At 57.6% G+C, this 16,838-nt stretch carries 15 protein-coding genes; 4 read left to right on the top strand and 11 right to left on the bottom strand.

The genetic code is table 11. The features are described 5' to 3' along the window. Nucleotides 1-109 precede the first annotated feature (109 nt). Entirely contained in the window at nt 110-577 is a 468-nt protein-coding gene (bcp, locus tag KIH86_RS09600) for a thioredoxin-dependent thiol peroxidase (protein ID WP_223084219.1), read from the bottom strand. Nucleotides 578-704: 127 nt separating this feature from the next. Here bcp and KIH86_RS09605 point away from each other — a divergent pair, with 127 nt between their 5' ends. Both KIH86_RS09605 and KIH86_RS09610 read left to right on the top strand, forming a co-directional pair. After that, nucleotides 705-1,751 carry an LCP family protein gene (locus KIH86_RS09605; protein ID WP_223084220.1) on the top strand — a complete coding sequence of 349 codons (1,047 nt, stop codon included), beginning with the start codon at nt 705-707 and terminating at the stop codon, nt 1,749-1,751. Nucleotides 1,752-1,901: 150 nt separating this feature from the next. After that, nucleotides 1,902-3,221: a glutamate-1-semialdehyde 2,1-aminomutase gene (locus tag KIH86_RS09610; RefSeq protein WP_407672259.1), complete on the top strand. Its 1,320-nt coding sequence runs from the start codon at nt 1,902-1,904 to the stop codon at nt 3,219-3,221. A gap of 267 nt (nt 3,222-3,488) precedes the next feature. Here KIH86_RS09610 and def read toward each other — a convergent pair whose 3' ends face one another. Beyond that, entirely contained in the window at nt 3,489-4,064 is a 576-nt protein-coding gene (gene def / locus KIH86_RS09615; protein ID WP_223084542.1) for a peptide deformylase, read from the bottom strand. A gap of 94 nt (nt 4,065-4,158) precedes the next feature. Then, the gene (locus KIH86_RS09620) at nt 4,159-5,445 is read right to left on the bottom strand and encodes a stalk domain-containing protein (RefSeq protein ID WP_223084222.1); all 1,287 of its coding nucleotides are present in this window, start codon (nt 5,443-5,445) and stop codon (nt 4,159-4,161) included. A gap of 183 nt (nt 5,446-5,628) precedes the next feature. Between KIH86_RS09620 and KIH86_RS09625 the strand changes: the two genes are divergently transcribed. Then, nucleotides 5,629-6,588 carry an MraY family glycosyltransferase gene (locus tag KIH86_RS09625; RefSeq protein WP_223084543.1) on the top strand — a complete coding sequence of 320 codons (960 nt, stop codon included), beginning with the start codon at nt 5,629-5,631 and terminating at the stop codon, nt 6,586-6,588. Between the two features lie 266 nt (nt 6,589-6,854). On the opposite strand, the gene KIH86_RS09630 is transcribed toward KIH86_RS09625, so the two are convergent. The 7 genes from KIH86_RS09630 to KIH86_RS09660 form a co-directional block, all read right to left on the bottom strand. Further along, nucleotides 6,855-7,100: a hypothetical protein gene (locus KIH86_RS09630; protein WP_223084223.1), complete on the bottom strand. Its 246-nt coding sequence runs from the start codon at nt 7,098-7,100 to the stop codon at nt 6,855-6,857. A gap of 28 nt (nt 7,101-7,128) precedes the next feature. Then, nucleotides 7,129-8,007, bottom strand: coding sequence for an inositol monophosphatase family protein (locus KIH86_RS09635; protein ID WP_223084224.1), 879 nt, complete (start codon nt 8,005-8,007; stop codon nt 7,129-7,131). An 87-nt stretch (nt 8,008-8,094) separates the two neighbouring features. Further along, on the bottom strand, nt 8,095-8,865 hold the full coding sequence (fabI, locus tag KIH86_RS09640; protein ID WP_223084225.1) for an enoyl-ACP reductase FabI: 771 nt from the start codon (nt 8,863-8,865) through the stop codon (nt 8,095-8,097). 219 nt (nt 8,866-9,084) lie between these two features. Continuing rightward, nucleotides 9,085-10,092: a UV DNA damage repair endonuclease UvsE gene (uvsE, locus tag KIH86_RS09645; protein WP_223084226.1), complete on the bottom strand. Its 1,008-nt coding sequence runs from the start codon at nt 10,090-10,092 to the stop codon at nt 9,085-9,087. Next, nucleotides 10,089-10,406 carry a hypothetical protein gene (locus KIH86_RS09650; RefSeq protein WP_223084227.1) on the bottom strand — a complete coding sequence of 106 codons (318 nt, stop codon included), beginning with the start codon at nt 10,404-10,406 and terminating at the stop codon, nt 10,089-10,091. The genes uvsE and KIH86_RS09650 overlap by 4 nt, the downstream gene beginning before the upstream one ends. A 41-nt stretch (nt 10,407-10,447) precedes the next feature. Continuing rightward, nucleotides 10,448-11,542 carry a D-alanine--D-alanine ligase gene (locus KIH86_RS09655; RefSeq protein ID WP_223084228.1) on the bottom strand — a complete coding sequence of 365 codons (1,095 nt, stop codon included), beginning with the start codon at nt 11,540-11,542 and terminating at the stop codon, nt 10,448-10,450. 19 nt (nt 11,543-11,561) lie between these two features. Beyond that, on the bottom strand, nt 11,562-12,584 hold the full coding sequence (locus KIH86_RS09660; RefSeq protein WP_223084544.1) for an amidase domain-containing protein: 1,023 nt from the start codon (nt 12,582-12,584) through the stop codon (nt 11,562-11,564). Between the two features lie 305 nt (nt 12,585-12,889). Here KIH86_RS09660 and acnA point away from each other — a divergent pair, with 305 nt between their 5' ends. Next, the gene (acnA, locus tag KIH86_RS09665; protein WP_223084229.1) at nt 12,890-15,628 is read left to right on the top strand and encodes an aconitate hydratase AcnA; all 2,739 of its coding nucleotides are present in this window, start codon (nt 12,890-12,892) and stop codon (nt 15,626-15,628) included. Between the two features lie 96 nt (nt 15,629-15,724). Here the strand turns inward: acnA and KIH86_RS09670 are convergent, their stop codons facing one another. Next, nucleotides 15,725-16,771 carry a hypothetical protein gene (locus tag KIH86_RS09670; RefSeq protein WP_223110416.1) on the bottom strand — a complete coding sequence of 349 codons (1,047 nt, stop codon included), beginning with the start codon at nt 16,769-16,771 and terminating at the stop codon, nt 15,725-15,727. Nucleotides 16,772-16,838 lie beyond the last annotated feature (67 nt).

The raw sequence follows: 16,838 nt of genomic DNA on the forward strand, positions 1-16,838 counted from the left end.
TTGTGGTAAATTCACCTATATAGGCAATTTATCACATAAAGGGCCTGTACAAGCTGTTAAAAATGTAACAGTTAAAAATGCAACAGTTTGCTAACGGCGTATTTATCCGCTATTTCCGGCTGAGACTTTCCGTCACAACCTCGGCATGCCCCTTCACCCGGATCTTTATCCACATGTCCTGAATCTTTCCTTGCTCATCAATCAGAAAGGTGGAGCGGACAACGCCCATAAACTCCTTGCCGTACAGCTTCTTCAGCCGCCAGACCCCGTAAAGCTCGCTTACGCTATGGTCCTCGTCGGACAGCAGGAGAAAGGGCAGACCGTTCTTGGCGATAAACTTCGCGTGCGAAGCCAGACTGTCAGGGCTTACCCCGAGAATGACGGCTCCGGCGGACGAAATCCGGTCGCTCGCGTCGCGGAACTCGCAGGCTTCCTGGGTGCAGCCCGGGGTCATGTTTTTCGGATAAAAATATAGAACAACCTTGCGTCCTCTGTACTGGCTCAAGGAAACCGCGCTTCCGTCCGAAGCGGGCAGTGTGAAATCCGGCGCCTCCTGGCCAATCGACAATTCTTCCATAGAATATGGTTCCTTTCATATGTAGAGTGACCCAACCGGCGCTTTCCCCCGGTGAGCGGTTCAATTGATTGTAGCTGTAAAAGAAATTATAATGTAAGGAATGTGAATGCGAAAGGAAGAGGCCCACATGCCGCCACGCTCGAAACGACATGCGAAGAAGAAAAAAAACGGGAAGAAACCCCTGCTCTGGGGCCTTTTCATCGTGCTGCTGCTCCTGGTCGGAGGCGCGGCTTACTATTTCACCTCCATCTACCAGAGTCTGGACAGTCTGCAGAAGACGGGATCGGCTTCCCCCTTCCAGAATGTTGAAACTGTGGATGTCAATACGCCCGATCCTCCGAAATGGGAAGGAACGGAGCCCGTTAACATTCTCCTGATGGGTGTGGACGCGCGCGGTGTGAAGAAAGGGGAAATACCGCGGTCCGACACGATGATGATCGCCTCGCTCGATCCGGTATCGAAGAAGGCCCATGTCTTCTCCATTCTTCGGGATACATACGTTTCGATCCCCGATCATGGACGGGACCGTATTAATTCTGCCATCATTTACGGCCCGAATACGGCGATGAAGACCGTGAGCGATCTTCTCGGCATCCCGATTCAATATTATGTGTATACCGATTTCCAGGGATTTATCAAGCTGATCGACGCGGTAGGCGGCATCGATTATACGGTTGAGAAGGACATGGTGTACAAGACCAAAGCCGACGGTCCGGAATACGATATCGACCTCAAGGCCGGCTATCAGCATCTGGACGGCAGCAAGGCTCTGCAGTACGTCCGCTTCCGGCATGACGCCACTTCGGACTATACGCGCACACAGCGCCAGCGCGCATTCATGAGCGCCGTGGCCGACAAGCTCAAGAGCACCACATCGCTCGTCAAGCTTCCGACGATTCTGAATGAGGTCACCCCGTATATCGACACCAACCTTTCGGTGACTGATATGTGGAAGCTGGCCAGCGTCGGCTACGACAGCAGCGTGGCCGGCAGCGAGCAGATTCCGCCGATGAAGCTGCTTAAGGAGGAGACGGTCAAGGGCGCCTCCGTGCTCGGCGTCAGTGATCTCGATGCGCTGAAGCAGTTCGTGCAGGAGACAATGGCCAATACGGAGCCGGTGGCTTCTCCGCCTGTCTCCGGTTCTCCACTGCCCTCCGCTTCCGCTTCGAAGTAGCGGCAGCCCCTGCGGGGCGGGACTCTTCGCTCTCACGGCAGCACCCGTAAGCATCAATCAGGCGCATGGCCCCGGGAAGCGGGCGGAATTGGCGGGACAACCGCCAGCCGCCCGCTTCCTCATGCGCCGACAATCGAAAGGATGACCCTTATGCTAAACCACTCCAAATCCGAACAATTGTACCAGGAAGCGCTCCAGCATATCGTTGGCGGCGTCAACAGCCCCTCCCGCTCCTACAAAGCGGTGGGCGGCGGCGCTCCTGTCTTCATGGAACGCGCTTCCGGCGCTTATTTCTGGGATGCAGACGGCAACCGCTATATCGATTATCTCGCGGCGTTCGGCCCCGTTATTACCGGCTTCGCCCACCCGCACATCACGGCCGCGATCACCAAGGCCGCCCAGAACGGTGTGCTCTACGGTACACCGACCGAACTTGAGATTACACTCGCCAAGATGATCAAAGACGCCATCCCGTCCCTGGACAAGGTCCGGTTCGTCAACTCCGGCACCGAGGCCGTCATGTCCACGATCCGTGTGGCCCGGGCCTATACCGGACGGAGCAAAATTCTGAAATTCGCCGGCTGCTACCACGGCCATTCCGATCTTGTGCTCGTCGCCGCCGGCTCCGGCCCGTCGACGCTCGGCATTCCGGACAGCGCCGGCATCCCGGTCAGCATCGCCCACGAAGTCATCACCGTCCCCTTCAACAGCCTGGACGGACTGCGCGAGGCGCTGGACAAGTGGGGCGACGACATCGCGGCCGTCATGGTCGAGCCGATCGTCGGCAATTTCGGCATGGTTATGCCGAAGCCGGGCTTCCTGGAGGGCATGTGCAAGCTGGCGCATGACAACGGCTCCCTGGTCATTTACGACGAAGTCATCACGAACTTCCGCTTCCACTACGGCGGCGCTCAGAACTACGCGGGCCTCGCGAATCATGACCAGATCATCCCGGATTTGACGGCAATGGGCAAAATCTTCGGCGGCGGCCTACCCATCGGAGCCTACGGCGGCCGCAAGGAGATCATGGACCAGGTCGCACCACTCGGACCGGCTTACCAGGCCGGAACGATGGCCGGCAATCCGGCATCCATCTCGGCGGGCATCGCCTGCCTGGAGGTTCTCCAGGGCGAGGGCGTATACGAAGAGATGGAGCGGCTCGCTATCCGGCTGACGGACGGCCTGGCCGAATCGGCCGCGCGGCACGGCATCCCGCTGACGATCAACCGCATCCGCGGTTCCTTCTCCACCCATTTCTGCAATCATCCGGTCACCAATTACGACGAAGCGCAGGATACGGATGGGGAAGCATTCGGCCGTTTCTTCCGTCACATGCTGGAACGCGGCGTCAATCTGGCTCCATCGAAATATGAAGCCTGGTTCCTGACCACCGCCCACACCGACGAAGATATCGACGCCACCCTGGAGGCGGCCGAGGCTTCCTTCCGCGCCATGAAGGAAGAACGCTAAGGCTTTCCGCGTTCGGAAACTACACAACAAATAACAGATGCCGGCCCCGCAGAGACATTCGGAATGTCTTGCGGGGCCGGCGTTTTTTTCGCACCAGGAGAGTTCTTATCAGGAAGGTTCTCATCAGGAGAGTTGCCATCAGTGAGAGCTCACGGGAGAGAGCATGCTGCACAAAAACGGCCGCCGTTCCCTCGGGATGCGGCAGCCGCCTTAGTTGTAATTTACACGTTGTTGCTGAAAATTATGCTTTGTTTCGCAAATCCTCCATTAATCTTCACCATGGTTGTACAGACTGCGGATCGGCACATTCGGCGGAAGCTTGAAGGGGTTCTCCTGATTGATCCGGTCATAGAACATAACGCCGTCCAGATGATCCATCTCATGCTGAACAACGATCGAGGTATAGCCCTTGAACTTCAACAGTACCGCTTGCTCCGTGCACAGATCATAGGCTTTTACCTTCACTGACTCATAACGCGGGACGAAGCCTTGAATCGGGCGGTCGACCGACAGGCAGCCTTCGCTCTCCGGCAAATAGATCATGGAGACCGAATGGCTGATGATTTTGGGATTGACCAGGGCATGCTCATGCAGACGTCCCTGCTCGTCGGAGGTGTACATCACGAACATCCGCTTATTCAGCCCGATCTGGTTGGCCGACAGGCCGACGCCCGACCGGAGCTTATACTTCTCGGCCAAATCCTCGTCCTGGCTGTTCTTCAGGAACTGCAGCATGCAGTGCAGCGTATCGCGGTCCTCCTGCGACAGCGGCATCGGCACCGGCTCCGCAACCTCGCGCAGCGCCGGATGTCCCTCCCTTACGATGTCATCCATGGTCAGCATATAATCCCGTTTAAATTTTGCCTGAGACAACGTTCTTCTCCACCTTTACTTCAAATGTTAATTCACAGGCGTGCCTGTTCTAGGATTACTATATTTAAGGATTTATAAAAGCGGTACGCAGCTGCGCGCTGTACTGAACATCAAAGCCGAGTCCGGAGGCAAGAGCCGCCAGCGGCAGATAGGTTTTGACTTCCTTGCCGTTCTTCTGTAGAAACGCCGGATTGGCAACCTGAACCTTCTGGCCGTTCACAGTCATCGTATTGGAGCCGATTGTAATGACGGCCGTGCGTCCGCCATAGACAATCGTCGCACTGGACGTCTTGTTGTCCCAGGTTCCGGCCGCCCCCATCGCCTTCACAATATCGGCCAGCGGCAAAAAGTTCTGTCCGCCCTTATTGACCGGCTTGTTCGGCGTGTTGAGTTCGGCTCCGTTCACTACAATCGTCATCGGACGCGGAGAGGCCGTCGCCGTCAGGAAGGTGCTTGGCACCCGGTAATCGCCCCAGAGCATTTCGGTGAAGACCTTCGCGATCATCTCATATCCGAGCTGTGTGGGGTGAAAATCGGTATGCGAAATAATATGCGTCAGCGAGCTCTCCTGCCCGGCGAACCGGGCAGCTACATGCGCCACCAGCACAGGGGCATCGTTGCGTGTAACCTGCTGCGCCAGCGCGTCGGTTGTCTGGGTGAAGCTTGCCGCTGCGCTCATCAGCTTGTTGTAGCTGGCCCCGGCATAAAGGCTTGGCACAGGCTGATACTGGTCAGCCAGCATAATCGTGGCAGTCGGATTAATCGCCCGGATATTCTCCAGAGCGGCGGTGACGTTCGTCGTGTAGGATGCCAGCATCTGCTGAACCCGGCTCTGCAATTCGGCGTCCGTCAGATTTTTGGCATCCAGCAGCAGGCTGCTGACATCATTGCCGCCAATCGTAATGGCGATCAGCTTCGCGCCGGCAAGATCAGCCTTCGTCTGGGCCGCCTTGGCCGCGAATTCATCCATCCGCGGATCAGAGATGCCCGGCTGTACCGCGCTTGCGCTGATGGCTGTTCCGTCCTTAAGGGCGGCCGTATAGTTGCGGAGCCCGGCCGTGGTCAGCCCCAGAATGCCGTAGTTGCCGAGCGTGGCCCGCTGGCCGTGGAACCAGGCCTGCTCCAGCAGCCGTTCCGAATAGCCGTAAGGCTGCGAATTCAGCGTCATGCCAGGCTCATAGCCGGCTGTAATCGAATCTCCGAGCGTGACGATGCCCAGCGGCTCAGGCGCCGCAGACGCCGCTGTGACGGGCGAAGCGGCCGCGTAAGCCCCTAGGGCTCCGAAGCTCAGTATGAAGGCAAGCAGCAGCAGGCAGCTTGCCGCTCTCCTTTTGCCATGCGTACGGATCATGATACCCCTCCACCTTGTATAAGATTCTTTCATTCTATCATTCGGTCTCCGATAAAGGTAGACTCGAAGAAAGCATCGTATGCAGGGACCTTCACTGAATCGCATTCGGCAGCGAAAATCGACAGCATCTCTTCCTGGGTGGTATAATTCGAGTACATGCATCCTTAACAGGCGGTGATTCCCATTTTATATGTATTGTCATTTATCCTGTCCTATGCCATTGTCTATCTGCTGATACCTCCTCTCGGCAAGCTCGCGTTCCGGCTTGATTTCGTGGACAAGCCCCGACGCGACGTCGAGCGCAAAATACATAGAGAACCGATTCCACTGACCGCAAGCTATGCGATATTCGCCGGCTTCTTCATTGCCTATCTGGCGTTCACCCGCGATTTCTCCTGGAAGACGGGCGCGCTGTTCGGCGGCGGCATCCTGCTGCTTACGATCGGCACAATCGATGACTGGTACAAGACAAAGGGCCGGGATTTCCCTGCGCTTCCCAAGATGGTGATCCAGATGTCCGCCGCTGTGCTGGTCTATGCTTCCGGCATTGCCTTTACGGGCTTCTACAATCCCTTCTCTGGCGAATACCTGGTGCTTCCGGTGTTCCTGCAATTTATCCTGACGATTCTGTGGATCTTCGGCGTAACGACGGTCATTAATTTCTCGGATGGACTCGATGGGCTTGCGGGAGGCTTGACCGCCATTTCGGCTGTAACGCTGTTCATTGTCGCTCTGGCGATGGGCCAGTCCGCCTCCGCTCTCATGGCGATCATCCTGATCGGCGTAACGCTGGCTTATCTGCATTACAACAAGCCCCCGGCCAAAATCTTCATGGGAGATGCCGGCGCCACCTTCCTCGGCTTCATTCTGGCGGTGATCGCCCTGGACGGCGCCTTCAAGCAGGCGACTGTACTGTCGCTGTTTATTCCGATTCTGGCGCTGGGCGTTCCCATCTTCGACAACATATTTGTCGTCATCAAACGTTTTGTGCAGGGCAAGGCCATCTATCAGGCCGATGCCAGCCAGGCGCACTACCGGCTGCTTAAGGCCGGACTGAGCCATAAACAGGCTCTGCTCGTGCTGTGTCTCGTCAGTGTCTGCCTCAGCCTGTCCTCCATTATTTTGCTGCTGATTCAGAGCTGATGCCCAGCAGAGCAATTAACGGGTTGACCTGATGAGGAGCTGTCTCAAGAGCTTTTTATCAGCAAAATGAAAACGGGGCCGTTCATCAGTCACTTGTGTGATTGATGAACGGCCCCTCTCTTGTATCTAAGCATGCTGCAGGCGGGGTTAATCCTCTTCCCTGTCCCGCCCGTTTCCAGCCTGCTCCTGTGCTTCGTTCGGCATCGGCTTACTTGCAAATACGCATGATTGGAACCCTTGGCCCCCTCAGCATTCAGGAATGAGATTCAGCTCTCTTCCGGCCGCTTCTTCGTCCGGTCCAGATACTTGTCGTAGCGATCGTCCAGCTCTTGACCGAACCTCCGATACTGTAGCGTCTCCTCCACAATCGGGTCCAGCGACGTCTGGATGCGGATTTCATACTCCGGCGAGATTTGGCGAAGCTTCCGTTCCTCCCGCTCGCTCCGCTCAAGCTCTCCTTCAGTGAGCATTTCACTTAAGCGTCTTTCCAGTTCTTCCTTCTTCTCGTCCATCCGAAGCATACGCCTCCTTCATGACAGGTTAGAATCCGGTCCCTTGCCCTTCCTTCAGCGAAGTCAGGATGTCCTCATGGATAAGTCCGTTGCTGGCGACGATATGACGGGTCGCGATGCTGTAGGGACGGCCCAGCGTATCCGTCACCTTGCCGCCCGATTCGGTGATAAGCAGGACGCCGGCCGCGCAGTCCCACGGGCTGAGTCCGACCTCATAGTAACCACTGACCCGGCCCGCCGCCACATAGGCGAGATGCAGGGCCGCCGATCCGCCTGCACGAATGCCGCGAACCTTCGGCAGGATGGACTGCAGACCGGCCAGATTAGCCGGCTGCGCGAAGCTGCGGTCCGGCGGGAAACCGAGCGCTATCAGGCTGTCCTCAAGCGAGCTCTCTTGGGAGACCGATGTCTTGACACCGTGCATGTAGGCGCCTTTACCCTTCTCGGCCACGAACATTTCGTCCCGAACCGGGTCGTAGATCACGCCGACTGTCAGCTCTCCGCGCACGGCAAGAGCGATCGATACGGCATAGAAAGGAAAGCCGTGAACATAGTTGGTCGTTCCGTCAACAGGGTCGACGATCCACAGAAATTCGCTGTCCTTGGCAAGCTCCAGCGCCGCGGCAACCCCGGCCGCACCAGGCTCTACGCCCTCCTCGCCCAAAATCTCATGGTCGGGGTAATGCGTCTTCACCAGCCGGCGGATCATCGTCTCGGCACCCTTATCCACTTCCGTCACCAGGTCCTGAGCCGAGGATTTGGTCCCCAGCTCTTTAATCGTTCCCTGTCTGCTCTTGATATACTCGCCGGCCTTCGCCGCCGCGTTGACGGCCACCGCCGTGTAGCCTTTGCCCGTTACCACATAGGGCTCCCGTTCATTGCCGCTGTTAGGAGTTAAAGAACTCATCTTCACACACCGCTTTCTTAAACTTGTTAGCCGGTGTTCAAAGCCCCCTCCAAGCAAGTCGAAAGGGAGTTTCGCCCGGCCCGCAGGCTAACCGCCGATGATATGATAACCGCCATCCACGTAAATGACCTCTCCGGTAATGCCCCGCGACAGATGGCTCATGAGGAACATCGCCGTATCGCCGACTTCGGCCACGTCGGTTCCGCGGCGCAGCGGCGCCTTCTCCTCGACCACACGAAGGATCGAGTTGAAATCGCTGATGCCCTTGGCCGCCAGCGTACGGATTGGTCCGGCCGAAACAGCGTTGACCCGGATATTGTCCGGTCCCAGATCGCTGGCCAGATAGCGTACCGAAGCCTCAAGCGCCGCCTTGGCGACGCCCATGACGTTATAATTGCGCATAACGCGCTCCGAACCCATATACGTCATGGTCAGAATCGAGCCGCCCTCCTTCATGAGGGGATGCAGGCGCTGGGCGACCGCCACCAGCGAGTAGGCGCTGATGTCATGAGCCAGCGCGAAGCCGGAGCGGGACGTGTCGGCAAAGCGTCCTTCCAGATCCTCGCCCTTGGCGAAGGCGATGCTGTGCACGATGCCATGCAGTACGCCGAACTCTTCCTTCAGCTGCTCCGCCAGCTTGTCGATGTCTTCATCCACCGTTACATTACATGGAAGGATCAGAGAACCCGGGAGAGTCTCAGCCAGCTTACGCACCCGTCCTTCCACACGTTCGCTTTCATATGTAAAAGCAAGGCGAGCTCCCTGTTCGGACAGGCTCTTGGCAATCGCCCAGGCGATGCTCCGGTCGTTGGCCACTCCCATGATGACGATATTTTTTCCGCTTAGCAGTTCTCCCATATTTGCATGCTCCTTTGGATATAGTCCTTATTGGGGTAATCCCGGCTTAACTCGGTATAATTCGATTTTAATTCGGTTTTAATTCAAAGTAACTTATTTCACAGCGACAATCAAGTGGACAGCTTGCCTGCATTTTTACGAGCGCGGGCAAGAATACGGATGGCAGCACGTAGGGTAGGAGAAGACGGCTTGTCCTCTCTCCCGCCGTAGCGGACAAGATTAGGCCGTGATCTCAACCGTCGCCCCGTCCAGCACGGCAATGCCGCTTCCCGGCTCCGCCATTTCTTTCAGCGCCTCCATCAGCCCGAACAAGGCTCCGTCCTTCGCCTTCGCTTCGATCATGACATCGACCGCCTCCGTGTTGGCCGCTATTCTCCGCAGAAACGTCAGCAGCGGAGCCGGATCAACGAGGTCGGCATGACTGCGAATGTCGGCCATGCTCTTCGGGCTTGAGACATGAATCTTGGGGGGAAGCGGATGATTCGCCGGAACGTCCGTCCGGGCGAGCGGCGTCCGCCAGGTCTCCTGAATGTCCGGCCACAGCTCCCAGGGCGCTTCGCCTGCGTTGTTCACCCATTGATGGTGAATATCCAGCACCATCGGCAGCTCGAGCGCCTTGCATGCCTCCAGCGTCTCCACCGCATTGAATGTCTTGTCATCGTTCTCAAGCGTAATCCGGGCCTGAATATCCGGCGGAAGCGTGCCGAAATTCCGGATGAACCGAGCGGCAGCCAAGGGCTTGTCCCCATAAGCGCCGCCGATATGGATGTTGTTCTTCGCCGTGGCGGGGAGACCCATGGCCAGCAGCATGTCGGTATGATGCCGCAGATCCCGGACCGAGCTCTCAAGCACCTCGGACCGGGGGGTACTCAGCACGGTGAAGTGATCGGGATGGAACGACACGCGCATGCCGTTATCTAGGATGTAGCAGCCCACCTCCGCGAAGTTCTCAGCCAAAGACTCTAAGGGATTCCACTCCTGGAGCTCCGGATGGGTGGCGAGCGGGACGAGCTTCGACGTCATCCGGTATACCTTGATGTCCGACGCCCGGCTATGCTTCAGCAGTCTCAGCGTGTTATGCAGATTCTCCCGGGCAATGCTCTCCAGGCGGTGCAATGCGGCTTCGCGGTCCTCCAGCTTGCGAAAGGAAGCCATGGTCATCGTCTTCGACGGGGAGCAGTCCTTTAGCACAGTCGACATAGCGACATAGCCGAAGCGGACGATCATTCGCGCTCCCCGAAGAACATCTCGTAGGCCAGCGCCGTCTGGACTCTGGACTCCTCCTCGTTAAGCTTGCGGACCAATTCCATTTCAACCGCCGTTACCTCATGGCCCTGAAAGTTGATCTCGGCGATGGACGCCGAGATCTTCACAATAGCCACAGCCGTATTATCCGGCGTGTAGGCGATCACCTTCTGTCCGGTCGGATAGACCCGGAAGCCCTGCTTCAGCATTTTGCAGCGTCCGTACTCCATCAGTTCGTACAGTTCCTGCTCGTTCTTGAATTTGCAGACTGAATTGAATTCCGTTTGAAATCCCATAGCTAACTCTCCTTTTCGGGGCGTTATGCCTGCTTCGGCAATTATTGCTCCTTGTCGTATTGCAGGCTCTGCTTATATTGGAAGCGTTCAAGCGCAAGCTCAATCATTCGGTCCAGCAGGGTGCGGTAAGAGACGCCCGTCTCGCGCCACAACAGCGGATACATGCTGAATGGCGTGAAGCCCGGCATCGTATTGACTTCATTGATCAGAAGCCGGCCGTCGGATTTGCGGAGGAAGAAATCGGCGCGCGTTATGCCGCTGCCTTCAATGGCGCGGAATGCTGCTACCGCCAGATCGCGCAGACGCTCCGCGGTCTCGGGATCAACGGGGGCCGGGATCAGCATCTGCGACTTGCCGTCGAGATACTTGGCCGCGTAATCATAGTATTCACCGGAAGTCACGATTTCACCGGGAACGGAAGCCTCAGGCTCGTCATTTCCCAGTACACTGACCTCCAGCTCACGGGCGTCGACGAATTCCTCGACAATCACCTTGGTATCGTAGCGGAAGGCAGCTTCCACAGCTTTAGTGAAGCTTTCCTTGTCCACCGCTTTGGAGATGCCGACGCTGGAGCCCAGATTCGCAGGCTTGACGAACACCGGATAGCCGAGCCGGTCCTCGACGCTCACGGTCAGGTCGTGGCTCTTCCGTTTCCAGGCGTCCGCATTGAAATAGCAGTATTTGCACTGGTCAAGACCGGCTTCCGCGAACAGCTTCTTCATGACCACCTTATCCATTCCGGCCGCGGAGGCCAGAACTCCGGCTCCAATATAAGGGATATTCGCCATCTCGAACAGTCCCTGGATCGTACCGTCCTCGCCGTTCGTTCCGTGGAGCAGCGGGAACATGACGTCGACCTCCTGCTCTCCTCCTTCAAGACCGCTGAATACGGCGCCCAGCGCCTTGCCGGTATCGACCGGAATGTCCTCCAGCTTCAGTTGCTCCAGCTTGGGCAGCGGGGCGTTCAGCTTCCCGCCGATCTTCCACAATCCCTGCTTGCTGATGTAAAAAGGGATGATCTCATATTTATCGTAGTCGAAGGCGTTCATCACGGCGAAAGCGGTCTGCAGCGACACCTCATGCTCTCCTGATTTCCCGCCGTATGCCAAACCCACCGTCAATTTTGCTTGTTCCATTCCTTAACCTCTTTCCGGATCATAAGTAATCATGAATGTGAAAAAAACGATACACCGTTCTGTCGGTCCAGGCATAAGAATCCTTATAATCCCAATAGCGGTGGCGGCTGGGCACCGTGTGCGCGTTGACAAGCGGCATGCCGCCGGCATCGAACGCCGTGACAACCGTGCTGTGCTGAAAGCGTCCGTCCCCGTCCCAGTCGTACTGAATGACGTCTCCGAGCATAAGCTGCTGCGGGCTTTCCATCCTCTCCGCACGTAGTCCGGTGCTGCGTTCCCCGTCCAGAAAGCGCCGCAGACTGTCCGACACGGCCCAGCTGAAGCTCCATTCTTCCCGGCCGCCGATATAGCCTTTATACCACCAGCCCGTTTCTCTTCTACCAGTATAGTTGATCGGTGCCCCCCCTGCAAAGATACATTGGGACACATAATTGGTGCAGTCCACCGCGAAAGTTTCGAATTCCGGATTGAATCCATCCCACCAGCGGTCCGCATACATCGCCGCATCTTCCCTGCGATAGCGGATATCCCGGGACGAAATTCCGGTCACCTTGCGGCTCAAAAGCGGCCCCGGCAAAGAAGGCTGGTACTCATCCCACCCGTAGTCAGGCATCCCTGACGGCAGCCTTCCCTCAAACTGCCCCGGAGACCGGCGCTCGGGCAGATGCCTTTCAGCCTCCTGCAGCCGCCAGTTACCGTCCCCATCATAAGAGAACCCGAGCAGTTCCCGCTCGATCCTGTCCTCCCGGTGGACAATCCCTCCTTTTTCATAAAAAAACGCGCTGTGCAGCTCGGCTACCGCCGAGATCTCGCCGGGGAAGCGCGCAACGGCCGACAACACCTTGACCCCCGTCTCGCAGCGCCGGGGCGTAATCTCCCGCTGGTCGTACCAATCCGCCAGCCGCCGCCCCCTCTCCCGCTGCTCCGCCCCGGCCCCGGCCACCGCCAATGTACCGGTATAAATCTCCGTGTCGGGAGCCACTTTGCTCTTGTTGCACTGATCGACGTACGTATACAAGGTCCGCTTCCAGTTCTGCTCCATTGCCGTCATGCTCCTCTCCTCACCACATATCCTTGCCGCATATTTCCACCCTACAGCTTGCTGCTGTCCGGCGTATTTCGGCCACAGTTCCGGCCCAGGCTTTCACGGCAGAAGGCCGCCGATACATGTATATGAGGCACTGCCGGACAGCATGATCGAGCGCCCCCCGGGACAATCATAAGTGTGCGGAATTTTCCTATTAAAAATGAGGGAAATAACTTTACTCCCCCTACTGTAACCGTTATACTAAATGTAAAGACAATTATGAAATATGGTTTCATTAGATGAAACAAGGAGGCACATACATGCCAAGCAAGGATTACTTTAATCTGGGCCGTACTTTCGAGTCGGGCGGCAAGACTTACCGCTACTTCGATCTTCAAGCGTTGGAGCAGCAAGGACTCGGCAATATTTCCTCCCTCCCTTTCTCCATTAAAGTGCTGCTTGAGGCTGCTGTCCGTCAATTCGACGGCAGAGCGATCACGGAAGAGCATGTGAAGCAGATTGCCGGCTGGGCGGGCGATATTGACCGCGGCAAGGAAATCCCCTTCATCCCGGCGCGCATCGTGCTTCAGGACTTCACCGGCGTGCCGGTTGTCGTGGACCTGGCAGCTATGCGCGACACCGTGAAGAAAGCGGGCGGCGATCCCAAGAAGATCAATCCGCTCGTTCCGGTTGATCTTGTCATCGACCATTCCGTCATGGTTGACGCTTTCGGCACAAGCGACGCACTGGAATACAATATGAACGTCGAATTCGAACGCAATGAAGAACGCTACCGCTTCCTGCGCTGGGCGCAGACAGCGTTCAACAACTTCCGCGCCGTTCCGCCGGCGACGGGGATCGTGCACCAGGTTAACCTGGAATACCTGGCTTCCGTTGCCGCAACCAAGAGCGTTGACGGCGAAACCGTCGTCTACCCGGACTCGCTCGTGGGGACGGACTCCCACACGACGATGATCAACGGTCTCGGCGTTGTCGGCTGGGGCGTAGGCGGCATCGAGGCCGAAGCCGGCATGCTCGGACAGCCGCTCTACTTCGTAACGCCTGACGTTATCGGCTTCAAGCTGACCGGCAGCCTCATGGAAGGCGCAACGGCGACCGACCTGGCGCTGACCGTTACCCAGATGCTCCGCAAGAAGGGCGTTGTCGGCAAATTCGTCGAATTCTACGGCCCGGGACTTGCGAACATCAGCCTTGCCGACCGCGCGACGGTTGCCAACATGGCACCGGAATACGGTGCGACGATCGGCTTCTTCCCGGTCGACGACGAGACGCTGTTCTACCTGCGCAATACAGGACGTCCCGACGAGCTGGTAGAGCTTGTCGAGAAATATTACAAAGCGCAGGGCTTGTTCCGCACATCGGATACGCCGGACCCGGTGTTCACCGATACGATCGAGCTGGATCTGGCTTCGGTCGTACCTTCCCTTGCCGGACCGAAGCGTCCGCAGGACCGGATCGAGCTCTCCCAGATGAAGGAGAACTTCGAGGGCGTCATCCGCACGCCTGTCGCCCAGGGAGGATACGGCCTCAGCGACGAGAAGATCGCCCAGAAGGTGCCGGTTGCCCACAAGAACGGAACAACCAGCGAGCTGACTACCGGCGCAGTCGTGATTGCAGCCATTACGAGCTGTACGAACACGTCCAACCCGAGCGTTATGCTCGGCGCAGGACTGCTGGCGAAGAAGGCTGTGGAACGCGGCCTGACCAAGCCGGGCTATGTCAAGAGCTCCCTGACGCCGGGTTCGCTCGTCGTGACCGAGTACCTGGTCAAAGCGGGGCTGCTGGAGCCGCTGGAAGAACTCGGCTTCTACGTGGCCGGCTACGGCTGCGCCACCTGCATCGGCAACTCCGGCCCGCTGCCGGATGAGGTTGCCCAGGCGGTCGCCGAGAACGACATGACCGTCGCCGCGGTCATCTCCGGCAACCGGAACTTCGAGGGACGCGTGCATGCGCAGGTCAAGGCGAACTATCTCGCTTCTCCGCCGCTCGTTGTCGCATACGCGCTTGCGGGCACGGTCAACATCGACCTGCAGAACGATCCGATCGGCTATGACCCGCAAGGAGAGCCGGTCTACCTGAAGGACATCTGGCCGACCAGCGCCGAGATCCGCGAAGCGATTCAAGCGTCCGTCAGCCCGGAGATGTTCCGCCGCAAATACGAGAACGTCTTTACAGCCAATGAGCGCTGGAACTCCATCCCTGTTCCTGAAGGCGAGCTGTACGAATGGGACGGAGAATCCACGTACATCCAGAACCCGCCGTTCTTCGAGAATCTGGCGGACGGCCTTGCCGACATCGCCAACATCGATCAGGCGCGCGTACTTGCCCTGCTGGGCGATTCCGTCACGACCGACCATATCTCGCCTGCCGGCAATATCTCGACTTCGAGTCCTGCGGGACAGTACCTTAGCGAGCATGGCGTTGCCCGCAAGGATTTCAACTCCTACGGCTCCCGCCGCGGCAACCACGAGGTCATGATGCGCGGAACGTTCGCGAATATCCGTATCCGCAACGCCGTCGCTCCGGGGACGGAAGGCGGAGTGACCACCTGCCTGCCGGGCGATGAAGTGATGTCGATCTACGATGCCTCCATGCGCTATCAGGCGGAGGGTCAGAATCTGATCGTCATCGCCGGCAAGGAATACGGCACCGGCAGCTCGCGCGACTGGGCGGCCAAGGGTACCCTACTGCTGGGCGTCAAGGCCGTAATCGCCGAGAGCTTCGAGCGGATTCACCGCAGCAACCTCGTCGGCATGGGCGTTCTGCCGCTTCAGTTCCAGGAAGGCTCCAGCTGGGGCAGTCTTGGTCTGACCGGCCGTGAAGTCTTCACGATCAGCGGCCTGAGCAACGACGTGCAGCCCGGTCAGGAGCTGACCGTCACCGCCACCCGCGAAGACGGTACCAAGTTCGACTTCCCGGTTATTGCACGGCTCGACAGCATGGTCGATATCGACTACTACCGCAACGGCGGCATCCTGCAGACGGTGCTGCGCCAGATGCTGGCGGAAGCTTCCCCTGAGACTGCGCCGGCTGAGTAAGCGAAGATCGGTATAAGGATTAGCCAAATAAGCGCGACCCCATGTGGGGCCGCGCTTTTCTTTTTGCCTATAACACATGATAACAATAATCCGGTCCTACTTAATCGAAACCGCCGCAATCGACGGCTTGCCCGCAGCATACTCCAGGAAATAAGCGATCCTCCGTTCCGGAGCATATCCGGCAAAGCGGGCTGCACCTTCTCCCGGCCAGCTCAGATTGCGGACAATGACGGCGCCGCCCTCCCCATACAGAGACCAGGAGCGCTGCATCAGATCGCCGACGAACAACCGGCCGTTAACGAGAACCGTCTTCCATCCGCCGCCGTCGTCATTCGCCGCGAACACGCCCTCCAGAACGTTAGCCTTCTTTCCCCGGTCGATATCGACCGACTGATAGTACGGCTGAATATCGCCCGCCTTGGGCCGGACCAGATTGGCCGGAACCGGGTTATATACGGAATCATACACATTCGAGGTGTAAATCTCCGCCTTTGCCCCCTTAAGCGATACGCCGACATCGGTGATGAAATCGTCGAACAGGGTTTCTTTTTTCGTATACAGATTGACCGTCTTGACCCAGTAATACTCGCTCATGATACCCTGCGCCATATATTTCACAGCCAGGTAGGGATACCCCTGGAAGTCCCAATCGATCACACTGACATACTCGAACCGCTCGTCGCTAAGCTTGGCGTCATAGGTAACGCTCGGCTGTCTCCAGGGAGACTGGTACAGGCGAAAAACATTCCCGTTCTGCACCATAATGCGTTCCTTCGCCTTTCCGGCGGGAGCCGTCCATTTGACATGATCGCCGTCCGCCAGCTTCAGCGGAATCCAGCTCCTGGAGAGCACCCGTCCCTGATAAGACAGCACGATCTTCGTTACCTGATTGATATCTGACTTCTGCAAAAGAATGATCTTGTCCGGCTGCCGAAGCGCCTTGATGTCAAGCACAGCGGCTGCGCTCACCGGAATCTTCGTGAACCGTCCGGTCGGGAGATCAGCCAGCATTACCGTATCCGCCGCATGGTCCACGAGAAGCGCAGCACTTCCGGAAACCGGGTACATATCCGTTGTATCATAGCCGGAGATCCGTGGGGCTGCGCTGGCGGCGACGCTATTGCCCCAACATCCCGCAATCATAACAAGAACAAGCATCCATCGCATGAAAACTTTCATCTGACCTCTCCAATTCCTGTATTTGGTATTT

The organism is Paenibacillus sinensis (assembly GCF_019904155.1).
In the GTDB taxonomy this organism is placed as follows: Bacteria; Bacillota; Bacilli; order Paenibacillales; family Paenibacillaceae; genus Paenibacillus_AQ; species Paenibacillus_AQ sinensis.